This window comes from Streptomyces sp. NPDC007863 (assembly GCF_040633895.1).
Lineage (GTDB): Bacteria > Actinomycetota > Actinomycetes > Streptomycetales > Streptomycetaceae > Streptomyces.
Genome location: NZ_JBEYEI010000005.1, coordinates 401,457 through 423,759 on the forward strand (window position 1 = coordinate 401,457; position 22,303 = coordinate 423,759).

Genomic DNA, 22,303 nt, shown 5'->3' on the forward strand with positions numbered 1-22,303 from the left:
GTCGGGACAGACGGAGAGGGCTGGATTAGCTATGGAAGAGCCGCGTCGCCTCGGCGGCCGGTACGAGCTGGGCTCGGTGCTCGGCCGCGGTGGCATGGCCGAGGTGTACCTCGCCCAGGACACCCGGCTCGGCCGCACCGTCGCCGTGAAGACGCTGCGGGCCGACCTGGCCCGTGACCCGTCCTTCCAAGCCCGGTTCCGCCGCGAGGCACAGTCCGCCGCCTCCCTGAACCACCCGGCGATCGTCGCCGTCTACGACACCGGCGAGGACTACGTCGACGGGGTCTCCATCCCGTACATCGTGATGGAGTACGTCGACGGGTCGACGCTCCGCGAGCTGCTCCACTCGGGCCGCAAGCTGCTGCCCGAGCGCACGCTGGAGATGACCGTCGGCATCCTCCAGGCCCTCGAGTACTCGCACCGCGCCGGCATCGTGCACCGCGACATCAAGCCCGCGAACGTGATGCTGACCCGTACGGGCCAGGTCAAGGTCATGGACTTCGGCATCGCGCGCGCCATGGGCGACGCGGGCATGACCATGACGCAGACCGCGGCGGTCATCGGCACCGCCCAGTACCTCTCGCCGGAGCAGGCCAAGGGCGAGCAGGTCGACGCGCGCTCCGACCTGTACTCCACCGGCTGCCTGCTCTACGAGCTCCTGACCGTCCGGCCGCCGTTCATCGGCGACTCCCCCGTGGCCGTGGCCTACCAGCACGTCCGCGAGGAGCCGCAGCCGCCGAGCAACTTCGACGCCGAGATCACGCCCGAGATGGACGCCATCGTCCTCAAGGCGCTGGTCAAGGACCCCGACTACCGCTACCAGTCCGCCGACGAGATGCGCGCGGACATCGAGGCGTGCCTCGACGGGCAGCCGGTCGCGGCCGCCGCGGCGATGGGCATGGTGGGCGCCCCGGCGTACAACGGCTACGGCTATCCGCCGGAGGACCAGCCGACGACGGCGCTGCGCCAGGCCGACCCGGCCGGCCAGACGACGATGATGCCGCCCGTCCAGCAGGACGGCGGCTACGGCGGCGGGTACGGCGGGCACGACGGTTACGACGACCGTCCGGACCGCCGCCGGGGCGGTGGCCAGAAGAAGTCGAACGCCTCGACGATCCTGCTCGCGCTCTGCGGCGTCCTGGTCCTGGTCGGCGCGATCTTCATCGCGAAGTACCTCCTGGACACCAACGACACCCCGCAGCAGACGACGGTGCCGCCGCTCGTCGGCCAGACCATGCCCGACGCTCAGCGGTCCGCGCAGAACGCCCAGGTGAAGGTGGTGGAGGCGGGCAAGGAGCGCTGCGACCAGCCCACCGGCGCCATCTGCCGCCAGGACCCGGCCTCCGACGGCACCTCCAAGATGGCGATCGACGGCACGATCCAGGTGTGGGTCTCCGAAGGCGCGCCGCTCGTGGAGGTCCCGGACGTCCAGGAGCAGTCGCTCCAGCGGGCGAAGGAGACCCTGGAGGGCAAGGGCTTCAAGGTCAAGGTCGAGGAGGAGGAGTCCGAGGAGGACCCCGGCACCGTCCTGCGGCAGAACCCGCAGAACGGCACCAAGGCCGAGAAGAACTCCGAGGTGACCCTCACCGTCGCCAAGCAGAAGCTGACGCAGCTGCCCCAGGTGACGGGCCGCGACATCAGCCTGGCGCTCCAGCAGCTCAACGGCCTCGGCTTCACCAACGTGAAGCAGGAGGAGGTCGACAACGACCAGCCCAAGGGCATGGTCCTGGAGCAGACCCCGGCCGGCCCGAGCAACCAGCCGCTGGACGTCGAGATCAAGCTGAAGGTCTCCAAGGGCCCGCAGGCGACCCCGATCACGATCCCGGCCGACCTCACCGGGAAGACGCTGAAGGAGGTCCGGGACTGGTTCCAGGGCCAGGGCGTCACGGTCGTGGTGTCCGGTGTCGACAAGGACGACGCCCGGGTCCTCCAGTCGGTGCCCGCCGCCGGCCAGACGGTCAACAAGGGCGGCTCGGTCACCCTGTTCACGGCCGACGTGAACGGCGGCGGGGGCAACCCCGGCGGCCAGCAGGACGGCGGCCAGCAGGACGGTGGCAACGGAGACGGCAACATCGGCGGCTGGTTCGACTAGCCGGCCCGCCCGCCCGAGAGAACGGGGAGAGCCCCGGAGTCCGAGACAGGACTCCGGGGCTCTCCCCGTTCCGGGCCGCGTTACCGCAGTTCGGCCGGCGGGGTGCGGTGCGCGTCGACCTTCTCCGTGCGGGCCAGCTCGCCCCAGACGATGAAGCGGTAGTCGGAGGTGTACATCGGGGTGCAGGTGGTGAGGGTGATGTACCGGCCGGGTGCCTTCTTGCCGGACTCCTCGGGGACCGGCTGGAGGACGTCCACGTTGTACTTCGTGGTCTCCGGGAGCGTCTTGTAGACCTTGTAGACGTACCAGGTGTCCTTGGACTCGAAGACGATCGGATCGCCGTTCTTCAGCTTGTGGATGTTGTGGAACTTGGCGCCGTGGCCGTCCCGGTGGGCGGCGAGGGTGAAGTTGCCCTGCTTGTCCTGCGGGAGGGCGGACTTCACGGGGTCGGTGTAGTAGCCGGCGACGCCGTTGTTGAGGACGGTGCTCTCGGTGCCCCGCTTCACCAGGATCTCGTCGCCGCCGAAGGCGGGGACGTGGAGGAAGCCGAGGCCCCCCTTGGTGTCGAGGGCGCCGGGGCCCTGGTCGGCCCATTCGCCGCGGACCTGCGCGCCTTCCTTGTCGGCGGCGCGGTCGGCGAGGACGTTCGTCCACCACAGCGAGTAGACGACGAAGAGCCCGAGCACGAGGCCGGCTGTGATGAGGAGTTCACCGAAGACGCTGATGAGCCCGGCGATCCGGTTGCGCGCGCGTGACACTGGGTCGGCCCTCGTCCCTTCTGGAGGTGTGGGGTCTCAGCCTACGAGCGCGGTCGGCTTTCCCTTGCTGCGCGGGCGTTCCTCGACCAGCTTTCCCCAGACGATCATGCGGTAGGTGCTGGTGAACTCGGGCGTGCAGGTGGTCAGGGTGATGTAGCGGCCGGGCCCGGTGAAGCCGGAGCCCTTGGGGACCGGGTCGATGACGGCGATGTTCGAGGGCGCGGTCTGCGGGAGGATGCTCGCCATCTCGTACGTGTAGTAGGCGTCCTGGGTCTCGACCACGATGGGGTCGCCGGGCTTGAGGCGGTTGATGTACCGGAAGGGCTCGCCGTGGGTGTTGCGGTGGCCGGCGACCGCGAAGTTGCCCTGCTTGTCGGAGGGCATGGCGGTCTTGAGCTTGCCCTCGCCGTAGTGGCCGACCATGCCCTTGTCGAGGACCTTGGGCTTGCTGATGCCCTCGGCGACGGGGACGACGACGTCCAGCTTGGGGATGTACATGATGGCGAAGCCCTCGCCGGGGGCGAAGACGTCCGGCTTGTTCTCGCCCTTGGCCCAGGTGTCCTCGATGCGCTCCTTGGCCTGGTCGGTCTCCTGGCCGGCGAGGACGTTGGTCCACCACAGCTGGTAGGCGACGAAGAGGAGCATGACCACGCCGAGGGTGATGAACAGTTCGCCGACGACGACGCCGACGCTGTCCTTGGCGGCCTTCGCCTCCCGGGCGGCGCGGCGGGCCTCGACCCGCGAGAGGGGGCGCTCCGCGGGGGTCCCGGCGGGGGTCCCGGTAGCCGGTCCGGCGGCCGGGCGGCTCTTGCCGCGGCCCTGCTTGGCGGCGGCCCGCCGCCGCTCGGCCCGCCCGGGCCCCGGGAGGGCCTCCACGGGCCTCGGAGCCTCCTCCGCGACCTCGGGCGTCTCCCGGGCCCCTTCGGCCTCGTACGGCTCGCGTAGGGGCTCGTGGACGGCTTCCCGCGGGGGTTCGTAGACCGGTGCCTGCGGCTGCGGCTGCGGCTGTGCCTGCGGCTCGTACCCGGACTGAGCGGGGGAGGGATACGGGTACGGGTACGGGCCCTGCTGCTCGTAGCCGTACCCGCCCTGCTCGTACGGGCCCTGCTGCTCGTACAGGCCCTGCTGCTCGTACCGGCTCTGCTGCTCGTACGGACCCTGCTGGTCGTACAGGCCCTGCTGCTCGTACGGGCCCTGCTGGTCGTAGGCACTCTGGTCGTACGGGCGCGGCTCGGGCGCCTGGCCCCCGTGGTCCTCGGGTATCGGCTCGGCGCCGGGCTGCGCGGAGGCCCGGAACCACGGCGAGCCCGTCGTCACGCGACGGCCTTGCCCACCACCGGCGCGAGCCCCGCCGACCGGCCGACCGCTCCCTCGTCTCCGCACTGCACCAGCCAGTTGGCGAGCATCAGGTGGCCGTGCTCGGTGAGCACCGACTCGGGGTGGAACTGGACGCCTTCGACGGGCAGTTCGCGGTGGCGGAGGCCCATGATGATGCCGTCCTCGGTCCGCGCGGTCACTTCGAGCTCGGCGGGCAGGTCGGCCGGCTCGGCGGCGAGCGAGTGGTAGCGGGTGGCGGTGAACGGCGAGGGGAGTCCGGCGAAGACGCCCTTGCCCTCGTGGACCACGGGCGAGGTCTTGCCGTGCAGCAGCTCGGGCGCGCGGTCGACGACGCCGCCGTAGGCCACGGCCATCGACTGCATGCCGAGGCAGACGCCGAAGACCGGGACGCCGGTGGCGGCGCAGTGCCGCACCATGTCGATGCAGACGCCGGCCTGCTCGGGGGCGCCGGGGCCGGGGGACAGCAGCACGCCGTCGAAGCCGTCCTGGGCGTGGCTCAGCTCCACCTCGTCGTTGCGGAGCACCTCGCACTCGGCGCCGAGCTGGTAGAGGTACTGCACGAGGTTGAAGACGAAGCTGTCGTAGTTGTCGACGACGAGAATTCGCGCGCTCACTGGCCGTCCACCGTCACATCGTTGAACGGAAGCAGAGGCTCCGCCCAGGGGAACACGTACTGGAAGAGGACGTAGACGACCGCGAGGACCAGCACGACCGAGATCAGCGCCTTCACCCAGGCGTTGCCCGGCAGATGCCGCCAGATCCATCCGTACATGACGTCCGACCGCCCCTTCCGTTCGTTACGGGCACCAGAGTACGGGGCGAGGCCCCCGTCGGGGGGAAGCTGTCCGAAGCCTGTGGACAACCGGTCCCGAACCGGGCTACGCGGCGGGCTTGGCCTGGTGGAGGTCGACCGCGCCCGCGTAGCCGGGCAGGGTGACGTCCTTGTGGTCGTCGACCTTCCAGCCGAGTCCGTAGGCCTTCACGTACAGCTGGTAGTTCTGGAGCGCGGGGGAGTCCGCGAGGGCCTTGTCGAGCTTCCCGCGGTCGCCGACGGCGGTGATCTTGTACGGGGGCGAGTAGACGCGGCCCTGGAGGATCAGGGTGTTGCCGACGCAGCGGACCGCGCTGGTGGAGATGAGCCGCTGGTCCATGACGCGGATGCCTTCGGCGCCGCCCTCCCACAGGGCGTTGACGACGGCCTGGAGGTCCTGCTGGTGGATGACCAGGTCGTTGGCCTGCGGTTCGGGGTAGCCGGGGGCGGCCTGGGCGCCGGGCGGGGCGTCGTTCAGCGTGACGGTGAGGCCGGGGCCGGAGATCTCGGTGGTGCCGGCGGCGGTCTCCAGGGCCTTGAGGCGGCGGTCCTCGGCGGCCGTGGAACCGTCGTCGCGGGCGGCGAGGGTGTCGACCCGGTCGCGCAGGAGGGCGGTGGACTCGTCGAGGCCCGCGTTCTTGTGGCTGCGCTCCTCGATGAGGTCGGAGAGCCTCAGCAGGGAGGCGTCCGTGCGGATGTTGGTGCCCTTGGCGGTGTTGAAACTCGTGACGAAGAGCAGCCCCGCGAGGGCGAAGACGCCCAGGGTGAGGAGCCGGACGGGGCGCCAGCGACCGGGCCCGCCCGGTTCGACGGGGGGCTCGCCCGGAGTGTCGGCGGAATTGCTCAACGTACCCTGATCCCCTTCTGCGCCGCGGAACCACTACGCTAACGGACGCCCGGGGGGCGCAGTCGACCTGCTACGTCACATCCCGGCGACAGCCACAGTTCCCTGCGCGGTCACGCAGCGCATCGACAGGAGAGTCCCTCGTGCCGAAGTCACGGATCCGCAAGAAGGCCGACTACACGCCCCCGCAGGCGAAGCAGGCCGCCAACATCAAGCTGACGAACCGCAGCTGGGTCGCCCCGGTGATGCTGGCCCTGTTCGCCATCGGTCTGGTGTGGATCGTGGTCTTCTACGTCACCGACGGTTCGCTTCCGATCGAGTCGATCCGGAACTGGAACATCGTGGTCGGCTTCGGCTTCATCGCCGCCGGCTTCGGTGTCTCCACGCAGTGGAAGTGAGCGACTTAGCGGCGCTTAGCGGGTCTTCCCGGCTGCCGTCAAGCTCACCCCTGAGTTTATCCACAGCGTTGTGCACAGCACTGGATAACTTACGAAGATCTGTGGATAACTCGCACCGGGTTGACGCCGGTATGACCGCGAACACCTGTCCACAGCGGGCTGGAGCCCCCTACCTCTTGGGATAAATCCCAGGTCAGAGGCAGGGGGCTCGGTCGTACCCACCCTGGTGGGGAGAACCCGCCACGCACTGTGGATAACTCTGGGGAAAGCTCACTCCCCCAGCTCGTCCACAGGCTCAGGCGCTCAGGTGAGCGCCATGGTCCGGCCCACCACGACGCCCACGTCCGCGAGCAGCACCAGGGCGCAGGTGCCGTACTGGACGAGCTCCCGGCGGCTCCGGGGGGCCCGCACGAGCACGTACGTCACCAGGGCGCCGGCCACGAGTCCACCGACGTGCGCCTCCCAGGAGATCCCCGGACGGGTGAACGTCATCACCAGGGACAGGGCCACGAAGAGGGTCACCGGCCCCATGTCGTGGCGCCGCCGGCGGGCCAGCACCGCCCAGGCGCCGATGAGGCCGTAGACGATCCCGGAGGCGCCCAGCGAGGGCTGGTTCGGGGCCGCGACCACATAGGCGAGGACCGAGCCGGACAGCCCGGAGAGCAGGCACAGCAGCGCGTACCGGGACCGGCCGAGCTCCGGCTCGACGATCCCGCCGATCACCCACAGGCCCAGCAGGTTGAAGAGGATGTGCAAGGGCTCCTGGTGCAGGACCGTGGAGGTGAGCAGGCGGTACCACTCGCCGTCCGCGACCCCGACGACCTCGTCGAGCAGCGGGTTGTACGCGTACCCGATCAGCACGAGCTCGTCGACGAACCGGTCGCCGAGGAGCAGCACGAGCCCGTACACCAGCACGCAGATCCCGATGAGGATCTTGGTGACCAGGCGGTCGTCGGTCCTGACCCGGCCGCCCGCGAGCGTCCTCGCCTGGTTGGCGTCGGCCGCGTGCCCGGTGCCGGAACCGCTGCGGACGCAGTCGGGGCACTGGAAGCCGACGGAGGCGGAGATCATGCACTCCGGGCAGATGGGCTTCTCGCAGCGGGTGCAGCGGATGCCCGTCTCGGTGCCGGGATGGCGGTAGCAGTGCGGCGGTCCGGACTGCGCGTCCATGGGCTCGGTCCCCTCCTTCCCGGTCAGCGCTGCTCGATCACCACGGACTCGACCACGACGTCGGTCAGCGGCCGCTGGGTCTGCGGGTCGGTGGCGACCTGCGCGATGGCGTCCACGACGGCGCGGCTCTTCGCGTCCACGACCTCGCCGAAGATGGTGTGCTTGCGGTTCAGCCAGGTCGCGGGGCCGACCGTGACGAAGAACTGGGAGCCGTTGGTGCCCGGCCCGGCGTTGGCCATCGCCAGCAGGTACGGCCGGTCGAACCAGAGCTCCGGGTGGAACTCGTCGGCGAACTCGTATCCGGGTCCGCCCGTGCCCGTCCCCAGCGGGTCGCCGCCCTGGATCATGAAGTTCCCGATGACCCGGTGGAAGACCGTGCCGTCGTAGAGGGGATCGGTGGAGACCCGGCCGGTGCCGGGGTGGGTCCACTCGCGCTCGCCCGAGGCGAGCTCGGTGAAGTTCCGCACCGTCTTCGGCGCGTGGAACGGCAGCAGGCGCACCTCGATGTCGCCCGCGCTGGTCTTGAGGATCGCGTACGGCATGGCCACGGTCCGCCTTCCCTCCCTGGTCGTGCGTCACACCGCGGAACGGATCGCCTCACGCGTCCGCGGCCCTGGCGAGTCGATCCTCGCACGACGCGGCGGCCGGGAACGGCCCGCCCGCAATCCCCGCATGCCCCGGATGCCCGCACCGCATGCCGGACTTCGCTCCGGAAGGCATGATGCCGAAAAGGATGGAAAGGTGAAAAACCGACATCGCTCGCCATCGAGGAGGAGGAACCCGTGACTCGCATGGACAGCGTGCGCGCCGCTACGGATTCGGCGAAGGAAAGCGTCCTGCACGCCGCGGACGTGGTGGCGCCGTACGCCGGCACGGCCAAGGACCAGGCCGCGCACTATGCGCACGAGGCGCGGGTGCGGCTCGCACCCAAGGTGTCGAGCGCCGCTCGGCAGGCACGCGCGCAGGCGCGTGTGCAGTACGCCGCGCATGTGGCGCCGCACGTGCCGCCGCGGGTCGACGACGCCGCGCATCGCGCTGCGGCTCGGACCCGCTCGGTCGCCCATCAGGTGGCCGACTACACCGTTCCGCGTGTCGAGCACGCGGTCGCCGCGACCGGTCCCGTCCTTGAGGAGGCCGGGTCGCGTTCCACTGCCGCCTGGGCCGCGCTGCGCGGTCAGGTGACGCCGGACGACGTCCGGAAGATCATGAGGAAGCAGGAGCGCCGGGCCAGGGCCGGGCGTCTCGTCAAGGGTCTCGCCGTGCTGGGCTTGCTCATCGGCGGCGCGTTCGCCGCCTGGAAGTGGTGGGACAGGCAGGCCAATCCCGACTGGCTGGTCGAGCCGCCGGCGCCCACGGAGGTGGACGAGGGCTCGGGCATGCCGTCCGCGTCGGGCGGTCTCCCGGGCGGGGAGTCCGAGGCCGGTACGCGGGTGGTCGCGGAGTCCGGGAACGTGGTGGAGGCCGAGACCGGGAATGGGTCCGGGAGCGAGGCGGAGCCGGAGACCGGATCCACGGAGCCCGACGAGCGCCGCTGACCTGGGACCGTTCCGTCCGTTCCGTCTGTTCCATCCGTTCCGTCTGTTCCATCCGTTCCGTCTGTTCCATGCGTTTCGTCTGTTCCATGCGTTTCGTCCGCGCTGTCCGGAGGTGACTCCGGTGCGGGGTGCGGAGAGGGAGGAGTCGTGCGCTCCCCGCACCCTAGGCGGCCGTCGCGAGCGCCAGCCGGGTCAGTTCGGCCGGGTCGCTCGCGAGCGGCGCGGCCGAGCGGAGCGTGCGGGAGGCGGGAGCGGAGCCGTGCGCCTCGGCGCCGATGCGCTGCTTGATGGTGGGCGGCAGCGAGCCGCGGCGCAGCGGCGCCCAGGACTCCGCCCGCCTCTGTGCCACGACCGTCGCGGCGCGCTCGGCGGTGACGGGGGCGGCGGGGGCGGCCGGCTCCTCGGGCTGGGTCACGGGGGCCTGGCCCTGGGCGGCGGCGGGGGCCGCCAGGCCGACGGAGGCGAGCAGGGCGAAGAGGACGGAGATGAAGGCGGTCCAGAACTGCTTGACCTTGGCGGTGGCCATGGCCCCTCACTTTCGCTGGTGCGGCGTTCTCGGATGGTTCATTTCGGGTTGCGCGCTTTACATACCTTTCTCATGATCTGTATGCGCACCCGGATCCGGCGGAGCGACGCCACGTCCGCGCAGTTCTTCCGATGAACACCACCCGTCCGGGCCAACGCGAGTTCGCGTTGCACGACGGAAGCACCCTCCGGCGGCCCGTCACGCGCTCGTTCCCCCATGAATCCCGCCACAACTCGGTGATCCACGTCACACCACGTCACAGCCGTCCCCCGCCCGGTGTCCTGTGGTCGAACCCCTGAAGGGGCCGGTCCGGGAGAAGTCCGGGGCGGTCCGGGACGAAGGAGACGACGCCATGGGCGGGAACACCGAAGTGGTCGTGATCGGCGGCGGATACGCCGGTGTCATGGCGGCCAACCGGCTCAGCGGACGCGCGGACGTGCACGTGACGGTGGTCAACCCCCGTCCGTCCTTCGTCCCCCGGCTCCGCCTCCACCAGCTGGTCGGCGGCAGCCACCCGGCGGTCGTCCGGTACGAGGAGGTGCTGGCGGAGCGCGTCCGGCTCGTCGTCGACTCCGTGGCCCGGATCGACGCCCACGCGCGCGTGGTCACCCTGGAGTCGGGCGGCACGGTCGGCTACGACCACCTCGTCTACGCCGTCGGCTCCACCGGCGCCCGCCCGGAGGTGCCCGGCGTCGCCGACCACGCCCACCAGGTCGCCGAGCTGGAGTCGGCCGAACGGCTGCGCGCCGCCGTCGCGGAGCTGCCCGCCGGGGTCCCGGTCACCGTCGTCGGCGCCGGCCCGACCGGCATCGAGACGGCCGCCGAGATCGCCGAGGGCGGCCGACCGGTGACGCTGGTCTGCGGCGGCGTCCTCGGCCCGTATCTGCACCCCAGGGCGCGCCGCTCGGCCGCCCGCCGGTTCGCCGCCCTCGGGGTCACCGTGCTCGACGGCCCCGGTACGAAGGTGACCGAGGTGACGGCGGCGGAGGTCCGGCTCGCCGACGGGCGCGCGGTGGGCGGCGGGCTCGCCGTCTGGACCGCCGGCTTCGACGTCCCGGACCTGGCGGCGCGCAGCGGACTGAGCGCCGACGCCGCCGGACGCCTGCTCACCGACGAGACGCTGACCAGCGTGGACGACGAGCGGATCGTCGCGGCCGGGGACTGCGCGGCCCCCTCGGACCTGCCGTTCCGGATGAGCGCCTACGTGGCCGGCTGCCTCGGCGCGCACGCGGCCGACACGGTGCTGGCCCGGATCGACGGCCGCCGCCCCGAGCCGGTGGACATGGCGTTCAACGCGATGTGCCTCAGCTTCGGCCGGCGCACGGCGATCTTCCAAATCGCACACAAGGACGACCGCGCGATGGGAATCTACGTCGGCGGACGCGCGGGGGCGAAGCTGAAGGAACTCGCCTGCGCGTTCAGCGTCAAGCACCTGACCGAAGAGGCCCGCAAGCCCGGTGCGCACTCCTGGCCCAAGGACGGCAAGCACCGGCCCCGGCTCCTCCAGGAGCGCGCGGTCCGCACGACGGACACCCCCGCGCGCGCGGTCTGATCCGGCGGACCGAGAACGGGGAGACCGAACCATGACCGGCGAGCACACCACGGACCCGGCGACCGAGACCTTCGTCGCCCACCGGAACCTGCTGTTCACGGTGGCGTACGAGATGCTCGGCTCGGCCGCCGACGCCGAGGACGTCCTCCAGGAGACCTGGCTGCGCTGGACCGGCGTCGACCTGGCCCAGGTCCGCGACCAGCGGGCGTACCTCGTCCGCATCACCACCCGCCAGGCCCTCAACCGCCTGCGGACCGTCCAGCGACGGCGGGAGGCGTACGTCGGGCAGTGGCTGCCCGAACCGCTGCTCACCACGCCGGACGTCGCCGAGGACGTCGAGCTGAGCGAGTCGGTGTCCATGGCGATGATGCTGGTCCTGGAGACCCTCACGCCGACCGAGCGGGCCGTCTTCGTGCTCCGCGAGGTCTTCGAGGTGGGGTACGAGGAGATCGCGGCGGCCGTCGACAAGACCCCGGCCGCCGTCCGCCAGATCGCCCACCGGGCCCGCAAGCACGTCGACGCCCGGCGGCCCCGCACCGCGGTCCCGGCCCGGCAGGCGCGGGCGGTCGTGGACTCCTTCCGGCGGGCCCTGGAGACCCGCGACCCGCAGGAGTTCCTGGAGCTGCTCGCCCCCGACGTCGTCCTCGTCAGCGACGGCGGCGGGATCAAGCGGGCCGCGCTCCGGCCGGTCGTCGGCGCCGACAAGGTCACCCGCTTCTACCTGGGCGGCACCCACAAGCGCGACGTCACGGTCACCACCGAGCCCACCTTCGTCAACGGCGCCCCGGCGCTCGCCGTGCGCGTCGACGGCGAGCTGGACGGCGTGATGGCGCTGCGCGTCGAGGACGGCCTGATCAGCGGCCTCTACTACGTCCGCAACCCCGAGAAGCTCGCCCACATCCTGGCCGAGACCTCCCTCACCCTCCACTGAGCCCACCCACCCCCAGCACCGGAAAGGACCCGGAGATGCCCGGACCGACCACCCCCGCGACGGGGAGCCCCCGCCCCGCCTTCCACCGGACCGTCAGGGTCGCGGTCGGACTCCAGACCCTGGCCCTGTTCTTCCAGGCGGGCACCGCCGGCGCCCTGCTCGTCTCCCCGACGGGAGCGCTCCTGCACGACGTCGGCTCGCGGGTGATGTACGGCGCCTCGATGCTCTACCTGGTGACCGCGGTGGTGGCCTGGCGGCCGGGCGGCGCCGGCCCCCGGCCGATCCTGTACGCCTCCGGGCTCCTCGTCCTCGCCTCGGTCCAGGTCGCGCTGGGCATCGCCCACCTGCCGGCGTTCCATGTGCCCCTGGGCATCGCGATGGTGGTCCTCAGCACCCTCGACCTGGTCAGGTCGACCGCGGCCGGGACGGCTCCGCGCGGGGCACGGATCGCGGGGGCACCGCGCCCGGTGGCCGACCGGTAGGCCGGGCGGCGGCGCGGCCTACCGGTCGGCCGGGCGGCGGCGCGTCCGGGGTCAGGCCAGCGCGGCGGCCGCGGCCTCGGCGAAGGCCTGCGGGTTGTCCAGCATGATGTTGTGCCCGCAGTCCGGGATCTCGACCACGCCGACGCCCGCCGCCACGAGCTCCGCCGCGCCCGGCAGGGGGCCGTCGGCCCGCGGGAGCAGGAAGGTCCGCGGGATCTCCAGGTCCCGCAGCAGCTCCCGCATGACCGGGTCCGAGCCGCGGACCAGCTGGACGGCGCTGCGGTGCAGGGCCTCGCGGCCCGCGAGCCGCATGGTCGACCACCAGTGCGCGCCGGCCGCGTCCCGTACCTCCGCCCAGCCGCCGGCCAGGAACTCCTCCTCGGTGTAGGCGGCGATCCCGGTGCTGCCGACCGCGCCGCGCTTCGGCTCGGCGGCGTCGAGGTTGGCGTCGACGAGCACCAGCTTCGACACCAGCCGCGGATGGCGGGCGGCCAGCACGACGGCCACCGAGCCCCCCATGCTGTGCGCGATCACCTCGGCCCCGGCGACCCCGGCGGCGGTCAGCGCCGCGGCGAGCGCGTCGGCGTGCGATTCCAGCGCGTAGTCGAAGTCCGTGGGCCGGTCGCTGATGCCGTGCCCGAGCAGGTCGATCAGCAGCGAGCGGTGCCCGGCGAGCAGCGGGTGCGCCGCCGTCTCCGTCCAGTACGCCGGCGAGGTGGCGCCGAGCCCGTGCACGTAGACACGGACCGGCTCGGCCCCCGGCAGCTCGACCCAGCGGATCAGGTCGCCTCGGGGGGTCACGGCGGCGGTGCGCACAGTCTGCTCTCCTGACGTCGGTTCACGTGGCGTACGGACGTACGGGCGTACGCGGGTACGGATGTACAGGGCAAGTCTGTGCCGTGGGACGTCAGGAAGCGATCCCCTCATAGGCGATCACGTGATCGACGGTCGCCCGTACGAGGTACTCGCCCGGCACCGAGTTGCGCTCCCCGTACCGCTCCGCCAGGTCGCCGCCCATGTACCGGCCGCCGATCCTGGTCGCCCACGTCCTCAGCTCCGCCGGGTCCTGCGTGAACCGCGCCGTGCATTCGAGCATCACGTACGCGTACGGCGCCTCCATGTCGTCCACGCAGAGCGCGAACCGCGGCTCCCGCCGCAGGGCGTGGGCCTTCAGCGAGGCGTGCCAGGTCGTGAAGACCACCTCGGTACGGCCGTCGGCGGTGTCGTCCAGGAGGAACCACACCGGGGTGACGTGCGGCCGGCCGTCCTTGCGGTGGGTGGCCAGCTTGCCGGTGCGGGTGCCGGTCAGGACGAACGCCCGCCACTCTTCCCCGGTCATCGGACGCATGGAAGGAACTCCTCTCGTACGGGGCGGGCCGCGCCGAGGCTCCGCCGGGGAGGGCGGCGGAGCCTCGGCGCGGCCTCCCCGGTCAGTCGGTCAGGGGGAAGAAATCGATCAGCATCATGTCGCGGATGCCCTGCTCGGCACCGTCCGCCGGGGTGATCGCCGAGACGCCGTGGAACACCCGGCGGTCGTCGATGACGATCGACTCGAAGGGCTGGAGCAGGGTGGTGCGGAAGAGCGGCTGCTTGTCCCGGTCGTAGAGCTGCGACTCGCCGCCCGCCACGTCCTCGCGGTTGATGAGCACCTGGGCCACGAAGTGGTGGCCGTCCTCGTGGATGCCCTCCGGGGCGGGCATGGAGGACTCGTCGCGGCCGGCGGTGATCCGGATCTGGTGCACGCCGACGCCCGCGGTGGCGCGGTCGATCTCCCCGGGCAGGTTGTCGAGGAAGGCGAGCACGATCCTCCGCAGCACCTCGGAGGAGGCCACCGCGTCCGCGAGCGGCTCGAAGCGCCGCTCCACGCCGCCGAACAGGGCGTTCACCTCGGCCGACTGCTCGAAGACGGCCGAGTCGGTCGGCGCCAGCTGGTCGTTGGCCAGGCGGAAGCGACCGTATCTGCGCTGACGGAAGGTCGCGCCGTCCGGCAGGTAGGCGTCCACGGGCAGATCCGCCCAGGACCTGATGAAGTCCTTGAGCGCCCGTTCCGGGCAGCCGGCGAGCGCGTCGCCGAGCAGAGCGGGGGACGAGTGGTGGAACGGGATGGTCTCGATGGCAACGGACATGCCGGGTACTCCTGTCGGTCGGACGTCGTGTCGGTCAGGGGTTCTTTCGGTCTTCCGGTCGATCAGTGGGGTGTGGCGGGCGGCGGGCGGGCGACGGGTCAGCGCCCGCCGGCCGCCGACAGCAGGGCGTCCGGCGCCCCGGTGGCGCCCTGCGGCGCGTCGGCCGGCACCCCGGCCACCCGGAACCCGGTCGCGGCGGCGACGACGGCCGCCTCGACCTCGGCGCTCCCGGCCCCGCGGAAGCGGAACCGCCCGCCGACGTGCTCGTAGTACGCGTCCGCCAGCGGCAGCACCTCGCCGACCTCCAGCAGCGCCTCCGCGTACAGTCCGGGAACCCGCCCGGTCATGGAGGTCACCTCGGTGATCCGGCAGGGCCGGGCCTCCGGGGCCGGGACGATCAGGAAGCCGCCGACCTCCCCGCTCGCGCCGGGCTCCCCCTCCGGGATCGGCCGCTGGAGCTGGAGCTGGAACGCCGCGTCCATCAGGTCGTACCCGTGGACCTCACGCCAGACGAAGGGGATCTCGGCCCCGCCCACCCGCGCCCCGACCTCCAGGAAGCTGCACCGGGGGGTTCCGGAGGAGCGGTCGACGAACACCTCCAGGTGGAAGACGAGCGGCTCGTCGGACAGGGCGCGCAGATAGCCGGCCGCGGCCTCCCTGATCGCCTGGTTGACGGCCTCGTCGTCCTCCTCGACCGAGCCGAGGAAGTCCCCCGCCCGGAAGCCGAGGCAGGTGTTGACGTACCGGGAGGCCCGGACGTGCCGGATCTCCTCGCCGGTGAACACGCCGTCCACGTGGTAGATGAGCCCGGGGTGGAAGCGCTGGACCATCATCGGCCCGTCGTCGAGGCGCAGGGAGGCGAGCTCCTCGGGGCCGTCGAGCTTGGCGACGCCCTCGCTCGAACTCCCCATGACCGGCTTGACGATGACCGGCCAGCCGTACCTGCCGGCGAAGTCGAGGACCGTGGCCTCGTCGGTCGCGAGTTCGAACTCCGGCAGCTCCAGGCCGGCCTCCGCGACGGCGGAGGCCATCAGGTACTTGTCCCGGAACTTCGCGAGCTGTGCGGTCCGCTGCCCCGGGCAGTCCCACTCCTCGCGCAGCGCCGCCGCGATCAGCAGGTCGTCCTCCTTGAGGGCGACGATCCGCTCGGGCCTGCCGTGCCGCACGGCCAGCACCCGCACCGCGGCGCGCACCGCCTCCAGGTCGTCCGTGCGCTCGACGGTCACGACGTCCCCGGCCTCCTCCGGCACGGAGGGCAGGCCCACCTCGGTGGAGATGTACGAGACGTGGTGCGTGGTGTGGTCCAGGTACTCGGCGTAGCGGGCGTACCGCTCGCGCCAGCGGTTGATGACGACGATGTGCGGGAGGCCCCGCGCCGCGGTGGTGGTCACGCCCCGCCCTCGCCCTCGATCTCGTACATGCCGTCGCCGTCGAGGTAGTGGATGGTGCCGATGTCGCGCATGACGACCTCCTCGATCTCGTGGAAGAGGCGGACGAAGCCGACGTAGGTGCTGTCGTTGACGGTGGGGACGACCGTGCCGCCCAGCGGGACGAACTGCGAGAGGTCGTGGAAGCTCTCCAGCCGCTCGATGTCCTCCAGGTGGCGCAGCGACTTCAGCGGGCCGGTCTTGGCGGCGACCAGGCCGACGGAGGCGAACCAGCGCTTGATCTCGTACGGGTCGTCGCAGCGCTCCGCGAAGCCCTCGGGGTTCGTGAACGCCTCGACGGTCCAGTCGAAGGGGGACTCGCCGGTGGCGTGCTGCACGTAGTGCGGGAGGTCGCCGCCGCAGATGCGGGCGCCCATCTCGATCAGCACCGGGCCCTCGGCGGTGAACTTGAGCTCGATGTGGGAGGGGCCGTGCTTGATGCCGAGGGCGTCGAGCACCTCGAAGGCGTACGGCACGAGCCGGTCCTGCACCTCGCCGTGGCGGGGCATCAGGTGGACGGAGTTGCTGATGTCGTGGACGCCGTTCACGGAGATGCGCGAGGTGGCGATGATGTCGGTGACGTGGTGGCGGCCGTCACGGCTGACGGTGTTGACCATGTACTCGCCGCCGAAGAGGTGCTCCTGGGCGACCACCCCTTCGTTGACCTCGGAGAACACATTGGCCGCGCCGGTGAGTTCGCGGAAGGCCCGCGCGCTCTCCTCCGGGGTCGAGCAGAAGTGGACGCCGTCGTTGGCGGCGCTCTTGACCGGCTTGACGACGATCCGGCGGCCCAGTTCCCGGTGCCAGTCGGCGAGCTCCTCGGCGCTGGTGGCGAGGATCTGCCGGGCGCCGCGCACGCCGGCGGCCTTGATGGTCTCGATCATCGTGAACTTGTCGCGACGGGCGGCGCTGTGCCGGGTGCCGTTGGTCGGCAGGCCCATCGCCTCGCTGAGCCGGTCGGCGAACTCGACGCCGAACTCGCTGCCGGAGAAGACGGCGACCGGCTGGTACGCGCCGACGGCCTCGATCGTCTCGTCGAGGTCGCCGAGGTGGACGATGTTGTCCTCGTAGAGGGAGAGGTCGAGCGAGCCGGCGAAGGCCGGGGGGATCTCGGCGGTGCTCTGGACCCGGATGCAGCGGTATCCGGCCTTCTCGAACTCCGGCGGGAAGAAGCGCGCGGGCGCGAAGGCGTCGACGATCGCGACGTAACCCTTGATGGTCACGGGAACTCCTTGCTGGGGTGGGAATCCCCACGCAGCTGTACGTGGGTGGGGGGGTGGGTCAGGACGCGGACTCGGCGAGGGCCCGCGGCGCCGGCTCCGCGGCCGGCTCGGCCCGCTTGGCGCTCCAGGCGCTGCCCGCGAGGGCCAGGACGGAGAGGGCGGCGCCGGCGGCGCCGATGATCACGAAGGCCCACATCGGGCTCATCGCGTCCTGGACGGTGCCGGAGAGCGGGGCCCCGATGCTGTTGCCGAGGGTGAGGGCGGCGCTGTAGCAGCCCATGACCACTCCGCGGGCGCCGGCCGGCGCCAGTCCGCTGGCCGCGCTGGCCGTCGAGGCGAAGGCGGGCGAGCACAGGGCGGCGGGCAGGACCATGGCCAGGCACAGCCAGCGCCAGTCGCCGGTGGCGAAGCCGCCCACGACGGTGGTCAGGCCGACCAGGCCGGAGATCAGGGCGAAGGACGGGGGGTTCTTCAGCGTGCCGTAGATCAGCGCGCCGATCAGGGAGCACAGACCGCAGACGGTGAGGACCAGTCCCGACCACTCCACCTGTCCGGCCTCGCGCAGGCCGCCGACGATCGCGACCTCGTAGCCGGCGGTGGCCAGGGTGGTGGCGGTGGTGGCCATGAGCACCGGGACGAGGGCCGGGCTGAACCAGGTCCTGAAGGGCACCTTCGCCGGCTTGGCGGAGGGCGCGTCCGTCCCCTTGACCTCGTCCCTGACCTGCGGGTTCAGCAGCCACAGGCCGATTCCGGCGAGGGACACGATCAGGCCGAGCCCGCGCATCGACACGTCGCTGGAGATGGCGGTGGCGATGGTGACGCCGAGCGCCGGGCCGACCATGTACGAGATGTTGGAGGTCATCGCGTCCAGCGCGAAGGCCGTGTGCCGCTGCTCCTCCGGGATGGCCACGGCGAGCCTCAGCCGGACGATCGCGAAGCCGGGGAGGTTGAGCAGGCCGCAGGCGACCGCGGAGACGGCGAGCGCCTCGTACGGGAGGGCGGGTCCGAGGCCCCAGAAGAGCGCCTGGCCGGCCACCGACACGGCGAGCACCCGGCGGACGCCGTAGCGGTCCATCAGCTTGCCCTGGACCGGGCCGCCGATGGCGACGCCGACCGTCCAGAGGGCGATCACCAGGCCGGAGGCCCCGAAGCCGCGGCCGAGACCGAGGACGACGCCGAGGTTCATCACGACGGGGATCGCGACGACGGCGATCTTCGCGAAGAAGCCGAGCACCATGAGCGGGCCGATGCCCGGGTGGGCGACGACCTTTCTGTAGCCGTCCATGCGCATGTCAGCGGTTCCGTTCCTCGGTGCCGGCACCGGTGTCGGTCGGGGCGTCCGCCACGCCGATGGCCACCGCGATCTGCCGCAGGAAGGACCGGTCCGTGAAGGCGTGGCGCTGCCAGAGGGATTCGAGCTTCGCGGGCAGGGCCGCCCGGTCCTCCAGCTCGCAGGTGATGACGATGTTGGGGTGCTCGACCCCGTCGATCGTGAGGGTCTGGGTCCGTACGACGTCCAGCTCGCGGGTCACGTCGGAGACGAACTCCGGGGACAGCTCGCGGACCGGGAACTGGAGGCACACCCGCTTGATGCCCTCGCGCGGCTCGGGGTGCTCGGGCCAGCTGCCGTCGAGGATGGACAGCAGGACGTCGTAGGTGTTGAAGTCGGTGGACGCGATGCACGGGGTGGTCGTGCCGGTCACCCGGGGGTTGATCTCCAGGATCTGGTAGACCCCGTCCTCGTAGATCATGTCGAGGCCCACGGCCCCGCTGAAGCCGACCTCGCGGCAGAGGCCCTTCAGCTTCTCGGCCACCGGCGCGAAGTCCCGGTCGTGCGGCTCGCGCGGAGCCACGTAACGCAGCCGGCCGAAGTTGAAGACCGGGCCGAGTTCGGCCGGTCCCTGCCACACGCGGGGCTGGACCACGTACTCGCCGTCGGCGCCGACCACCTCCACCGAGCAGATCTCACCGGAGACGCACTGCTCCAGGATGAAATTGCCGTGGTGCTCGCCTTCGGACAGGTGGCGTTCGAGGGCCGCCTCGTCGGGAATGGAGACCATTCCGGCGCCCATGCAGTCCCAGAGCGGCTTGCTGATCAACGGATATCCCATGTCGGATATCTGGATCATTATCGCGTCCACATAGGCGGGAATCGCCAGGCCCCGGCCGGCGAGGACGTCGTTGTCGACCAGCAGCCCCGGCGGGGTGTCGAGCCCGTGCTGCTCCAGGAGGCGCTTGGTCTCCCACTTGTTGCCGGTGAGGGTGACCGCGTCCAGGCTGTGGGCGGTCATCGGGATGCCGACCGTCTGGAGACGGCGCTTCACCACCGCGTCGCGCAGGGCGTTCTCGTCGGCGATGGACAGGGAGACGACACCGTCGGCGCCCCAGTCGATGACCTTCTTGGCAAGTTCGTCCGCGGAGATGTCACCGGGTATCTTCTCGGATTCCCCGGGAAAGTCCTCCGGGCCGCAATCGCCGTCGGTGTAGAAGAGCTTGGCCTCGATGCCATCCTTCCGGAAACGCCCTTCGAGCGCCGTCAGAAAGGGCTTGGTCTGCTGGATCTCAATAGAACGCAGGAAAGCGATTCTGCGCATGATTCACCCCTTCGGGGAATTTTCAGAAGTCGCGCGACGCGTGCCGTCCAGCGCGATGAGAAGACTCTCGCAGCAGGCGCGGGCCGGGTGGAGAGATACTCGGTGTCCCAATGTGGACAGACCAGAAGAGGTTCTCGACAAATGGAGCGTTCAGGGACACAAAGCCCCGATGGCACGGCTCAGTTGGCGCCGGAATCGCTGACCGTCTACGCGTGGGTGTTGCGCAGCGGTGTGCTTCGCGACTCCGACCTGACCGCGGCGGAAAACGAACTCGGGCTTTCCGGAACCGAGTTGACCCGCGCGCGGGACAACCTACTCGAACTCGGCCTGCTGCTGCCCGCCGGCTGCGGAGACGGCCTGATACCGACGGACCCCACGATCGCCGAGATGGCGGTCCGCGCCCCGCTGGAGCAGGAGATCCGCCGCCGGCAGCAGGAGCTGGTGGACATCCACACCCGGCTGCGCCCCCTGGCGCCGCTGTTCACGCAGCACGAGCGCACCGGGCGGCGCGCCGACGGGGTGCGCACCTTCGGCGAGGCGGACGACGTCCGGCGGGAACTGTCCCTGATGACCCGGCTGTGCACCGAGGAGATGGTGAGCATCCAGCCGGGCGGCGGCCGCAGCTCCGACACGCTGCGCGGCATCATCGAGGAGAGCCTGTCGATGCTGGACCGCGGGGTCCGGCTGCGCACGCTCTACCAGCACACGGCCCGGGCCAGCCTGAGCACGCAGATGTACGTGCGCACGGTGTCGGCGGCCGGTGCCGAGATCCGTACCACCGCCGAGGCGTTCGACCGGATCATCATCTTCGACCGGGAGACGGCGTTCGTGCCGCAGCAGCGGACGGCGGGCGGGCCGCAGGGCGCCTCGGTCGTCACGGACCCGACGGTGGTGGGCTTCCTGTACCGGATGTTCGAGAGCCTGTGGGAGTCCGGCCGCCCCTTCGACGCGATCCAGCCAGACCCGCCCCAGCCCCCGGAGGCGCAGAGGCTCACGATCCTGCGGCTGATGGCGGCCGGCCTGAAGGACGAGACGATCGCCAAGCGGCTGGGGATGGCCACCCGCACTTTGCGCCGCCACGTGAAGGACGTCACGGACGAATTGGGTGCGGAAAGCCGATTCCAGGCGGGTTACAAAGCCCACCAGCTGGGACTCCGACTTGACACGGACGGGGGCGAATAGCCGCTCCATGGGCGGCAACAGCTCTATGATCCAGCCAAGTTGACCGTAACTAACCGTTCACCACACAGGCAGGCGGGCTACCCTTCGCCCCGTTTCGCGTGATGATCGCCACTCTCACCGGAGTCAGCCATGCAACCGCAGCAGCCAGTGACGCCCATCCTCAGCGCAAAGGCTCGTGCGGCATACGTCAATCTGCTGTGCAGGGATTCGCAGCGAAGACGTGTGCCGACCCTTTCCGAAAACGGTCCGGACTCGGCGGACGCGGACGAGGACCGGGAGGTGCTCCAAGAGCTGCTCTCGATGGGCATGCTGGACGCGGACGATTCCGTTCCGGACAAACTGACCGCCGTGGACCCGGGAATCGTCGAGGCCCGTCTCGGCGCGCAGCTGCGCTCCTCGGCGCTGATGATGCTCGAAGAGGCGCGCAGCCTCACGGAGCTGCTCCGCCCGCTGATCGCCGAGTCCCGTCCGGCCTCGGGCGCGTCGGACGGCGTGCCGATCGTGCGGATCGAGGGCAAGGCCGCCATCAGCTCGATCGTCAACGAATCGGTGCAGCAGTGCGCGGAGGAGCTGTTCACGGCGCAGCCCGGCGGCCCCCGGCCGCAGGCCACCCTGCACGCGATCCGCCGGCAGACCGCGGCGCTGCTCGACCGCGGGGTCAAGGTGCGGACCCTCTACCAGCACACCGCCTGGCACGACGGCCCCACCCGTGACTACGTGAGCGAGATATCCGCGCTGGGCGCGCAGATCCGGACGCTCGACGAGTTCTTCGACCGGCTGATCATCGTGGACCGCGCCCTCGCGGTCATCCCCGCCAACACCGCCCGGGACCAGGCCGTCGTCGTACGGGATCCGGCCGTGGTGCGGTTCCTGGCCGAGGTGTTCGAGCGGAACTGGCAGCGCGCCAAACCCTTCCAGGGCTCCCGCACACCGAACGAATCCAGCCAGTTGAGCGGGGCGCTGCGGGAGACCATCATCCGCTGCCTCATCCATGGCGACAGCGACAACGCGATCGCGAAGCGCATCGGGCTCAGCACCCGCGCGTACGCCTCCCACCTGGCGAAACTCAAGGCGGACCTCGAAGCGGAGACCCGCTTCCAGCTCGGCTACCGGCTGGGCCAGCTCGCCGGATCGCAGACCTCCGCCCCCGAGGAACCGGCACACGGGGAACCGGCACACGAGACGGGCGGGGGGGGGGGGGGTGGTGGGGTTGGACGAGTATCGGGCGTGTTTTGCGGGGGGCACGGTTCACTATTTGGGCCTGGGGGTTTACTTGGGGGGGGGTTGTGGGGGTGGGGGGGAGGGGGGCGGAGG

General features: G+C 71.2%; 23 protein-coding genes. 8 read left to right on the plus strand and 15 right to left on the minus strand.

The features are described from left to right. Positions 1-31 precede the first annotated feature (31 nt). Complete coding sequence (pknB, locus tag ABZ621_RS11040) at positions 32-2,092, plus strand: Stk1 family PASTA domain-containing Ser/Thr kinase (protein ID WP_360602951.1); 2,061 nt, start codon at positions 32-34, stop codon at positions 2,090-2,092. 80 nt (positions 2,093-2,172) lie between these two features. Here the strand turns inward: pknB and ABZ621_RS11045 are convergent, their stop codons facing one another. The 5 genes from ABZ621_RS11045 to ABZ621_RS11065 all read right to left on the minus strand — a co-directional run bounded on the left by ABZ621_RS11045 (position 2,173) and on the right by ABZ621_RS11065 (position 5,846). Next, positions 2,173-2,850, minus strand: a complete 678-nt coding sequence (locus ABZ621_RS11045) for a class E sortase (RefSeq protein WP_360602953.1) — start codon at positions 2,848-2,850, stop codon at positions 2,173-2,175. Positions 2,851-2,886: 36 nt separating this feature from the next. Then, complete coding sequence (locus ABZ621_RS11050; protein WP_360602955.1) at positions 2,887-4,167, minus strand: class E sortase; 1,281 nt, start codon at positions 4,165-4,167, stop codon at positions 2,887-2,889. Next, a complete protein-coding gene (locus ABZ621_RS11055; RefSeq protein WP_359527768.1) occupies positions 4,164-4,802 on the minus strand; it encodes an aminodeoxychorismate/anthranilate synthase component II in 639 nt (212 codons plus the stop codon). Before ABZ621_RS11055 ends, ABZ621_RS11050 begins: the two co-directional genes overlap by 4 nt. Beyond that, positions 4,799-4,960, minus strand: coding sequence for a hypothetical protein (locus tag ABZ621_RS11060; protein WP_030493741.1), 162 nt, complete (start codon positions 4,958-4,960; stop codon positions 4,799-4,801). Before ABZ621_RS11060 ends, ABZ621_RS11055 begins: the two co-directional genes overlap by 4 nt. A 106-nt stretch (positions 4,961-5,066) precedes the next feature. Then, positions 5,067-5,846: a DUF881 domain-containing protein gene (locus ABZ621_RS11065; protein WP_360602957.1), complete on the minus strand. Its 780-nt coding sequence runs from the start codon at positions 5,844-5,846 to the stop codon at positions 5,067-5,069. Between the two features lie 140 nt (positions 5,847-5,986). On the opposite strand from ABZ621_RS11065, the gene crgA reads away from it, so the two are divergent. Next, positions 5,987-6,241, plus strand: coding sequence for a cell division protein CrgA (gene crgA, locus ABZ621_RS11070; protein WP_360602959.1), 255 nt, complete (start codon positions 5,987-5,989; stop codon positions 6,239-6,241). A gap of 303 nt (positions 6,242-6,544) precedes the next feature. On the opposite strand, the gene ABZ621_RS11075 is transcribed toward crgA, so the two are convergent. Both ABZ621_RS11075 and ABZ621_RS11080 read right to left on the minus strand, forming a co-directional pair. Then, positions 6,545-7,411: a rhomboid family intramembrane serine protease gene (locus tag ABZ621_RS11075; RefSeq protein ID WP_360602961.1), complete on the minus strand. Its 867-nt coding sequence runs from the start codon at positions 7,409-7,411 to the stop codon at positions 6,545-6,547. A 23-nt stretch (positions 7,412-7,434) separates the two neighbouring features. Beyond that, positions 7,435-7,953, minus strand: coding sequence for a peptidylprolyl isomerase (locus tag ABZ621_RS11080; protein WP_360603019.1), 519 nt, complete (start codon positions 7,951-7,953; stop codon positions 7,435-7,437). Positions 7,954-8,193: 240 nt separating this feature from the next. Between ABZ621_RS11080 and ABZ621_RS11085 the strand changes: the two genes are divergently transcribed. After that, positions 8,194-8,946, plus strand: a complete 753-nt coding sequence (locus tag ABZ621_RS11085; RefSeq protein ID WP_360602963.1) for a DUF5324 family protein — start codon at positions 8,194-8,196, stop codon at positions 8,944-8,946. 163 nt (positions 8,947-9,109) lie between these two features. Here the strand turns inward: ABZ621_RS11085 and ABZ621_RS11090 are convergent, their stop codons facing one another. Beyond that, positions 9,110-9,472, minus strand: coding sequence for a DUF6344 domain-containing protein (locus ABZ621_RS11090; protein WP_360602965.1), 363 nt, complete (start codon positions 9,470-9,472; stop codon positions 9,110-9,112). A 352-nt stretch (positions 9,473-9,824) separates the two neighbouring features. Here ABZ621_RS11090 and ABZ621_RS11095 point away from each other — a divergent pair, with 352 nt between their 5' ends. The 3 genes from ABZ621_RS11095 to ABZ621_RS11105 are packed head-to-tail and all read left to right on the plus strand — an operon-like array spanning position 9,825 to position 12,437. Further along, positions 9,825-11,024, plus strand: coding sequence for an FAD-dependent oxidoreductase (locus ABZ621_RS11095; RefSeq protein WP_360602967.1), 1,200 nt, complete (start codon positions 9,825-9,827; stop codon positions 11,022-11,024). Positions 11,025-11,055: 31 nt separating this feature from the next. Next, positions 11,056-11,955, plus strand: coding sequence for an RNA polymerase sigma-70 factor (locus ABZ621_RS11100; RefSeq protein WP_360602969.1), 900 nt, complete (start codon positions 11,056-11,058; stop codon positions 11,953-11,955). 35 nt (positions 11,956-11,990) lie between these two features. Next, positions 11,991-12,437 (plus strand): hypothetical protein, encoded by a 447-nt coding sequence (locus ABZ621_RS11105; RefSeq protein ID WP_360602971.1) that lies wholly within the window; start codon positions 11,991-11,993, stop codon positions 12,435-12,437. Between the two features lie 51 nt (positions 12,438-12,488). Here ABZ621_RS11105 and ABZ621_RS11110 read toward each other — a convergent pair whose 3' ends face one another. The 7 genes from ABZ621_RS11110 to ABZ621_RS11140 form a co-directional block, all read right to left on the minus strand. Next, entirely contained in the window at positions 12,489-13,253 is a 765-nt protein-coding gene (locus ABZ621_RS11110) for an alpha/beta hydrolase (protein ID WP_360602973.1), read from the minus strand. 91 nt (positions 13,254-13,344) lie between these two features. Next, positions 13,345-13,776, minus strand: a complete 432-nt coding sequence (locus ABZ621_RS11115) for a PPOX class F420-dependent oxidoreductase (RefSeq protein ID WP_360602975.1) — start codon at positions 13,774-13,776, stop codon at positions 13,345-13,347. A 91-nt stretch (positions 13,777-13,867) separates the two neighbouring features. Then, positions 13,868-14,563 carry a 2OG-Fe dioxygenase family protein gene (locus tag ABZ621_RS11120; protein ID WP_360602977.1) on the minus strand — a complete coding sequence of 232 codons (696 nt, stop codon included), beginning with the start codon at positions 14,561-14,563 and terminating at the stop codon, positions 13,868-13,870. A 98-nt stretch (positions 14,564-14,661) separates the two neighbouring features. Further along, positions 14,662-15,954: a biotin carboxylase gene (locus tag ABZ621_RS11125; RefSeq protein WP_360602979.1), complete on the minus strand. Its 1,293-nt coding sequence runs from the start codon at positions 15,952-15,954 to the stop codon at positions 14,662-14,664. Continuing rightward, the gene (locus ABZ621_RS11130; protein WP_360602981.1) at positions 15,951-17,213 is read right to left on the minus strand and encodes an ATP-grasp domain-containing protein; all 1,263 of its coding nucleotides are present in this window, start codon (positions 17,211-17,213) and stop codon (positions 15,951-15,953) included. Before ABZ621_RS11130 ends, ABZ621_RS11125 begins: the two co-directional genes overlap by 4 nt. Before the next feature lie 58 nt (positions 17,214-17,271). Continuing rightward, on the minus strand, positions 17,272-18,498 hold the full coding sequence (locus tag ABZ621_RS11135; RefSeq protein ID WP_360602983.1) for an MFS transporter: 1,227 nt from the start codon (positions 18,496-18,498) through the stop codon (positions 17,272-17,274). Between the two features lie 7 nt (positions 18,499-18,505). Continuing rightward, positions 18,506-19,807 (minus strand): ATP-grasp domain-containing protein, encoded by a 1,302-nt coding sequence (locus ABZ621_RS11140; RefSeq protein ID WP_360602984.1) that lies wholly within the window; start codon positions 19,805-19,807, stop codon positions 18,506-18,508. 141 nt (positions 19,808-19,948) lie between these two features. Between ABZ621_RS11140 and ABZ621_RS11145 the strand changes: the two genes are divergently transcribed. Together ABZ621_RS11145 and ABZ621_RS11150 are read left to right on the plus strand one after the other, a co-directional pair. Further along, the gene (locus ABZ621_RS11145; RefSeq protein WP_360602986.1) at positions 19,949-20,989 is read left to right on the plus strand and encodes a helix-turn-helix transcriptional regulator; all 1,041 of its coding nucleotides are present in this window, start codon (positions 19,949-19,951) and stop codon (positions 20,987-20,989) included. Between the two features lie 129 nt (positions 20,990-21,118). Next, on the plus strand, positions 21,119-22,303 hold a 1,185-nt coding region (locus ABZ621_RS11150), incomplete at its 3' end, for a hypothetical protein (protein ID WP_360602988.1).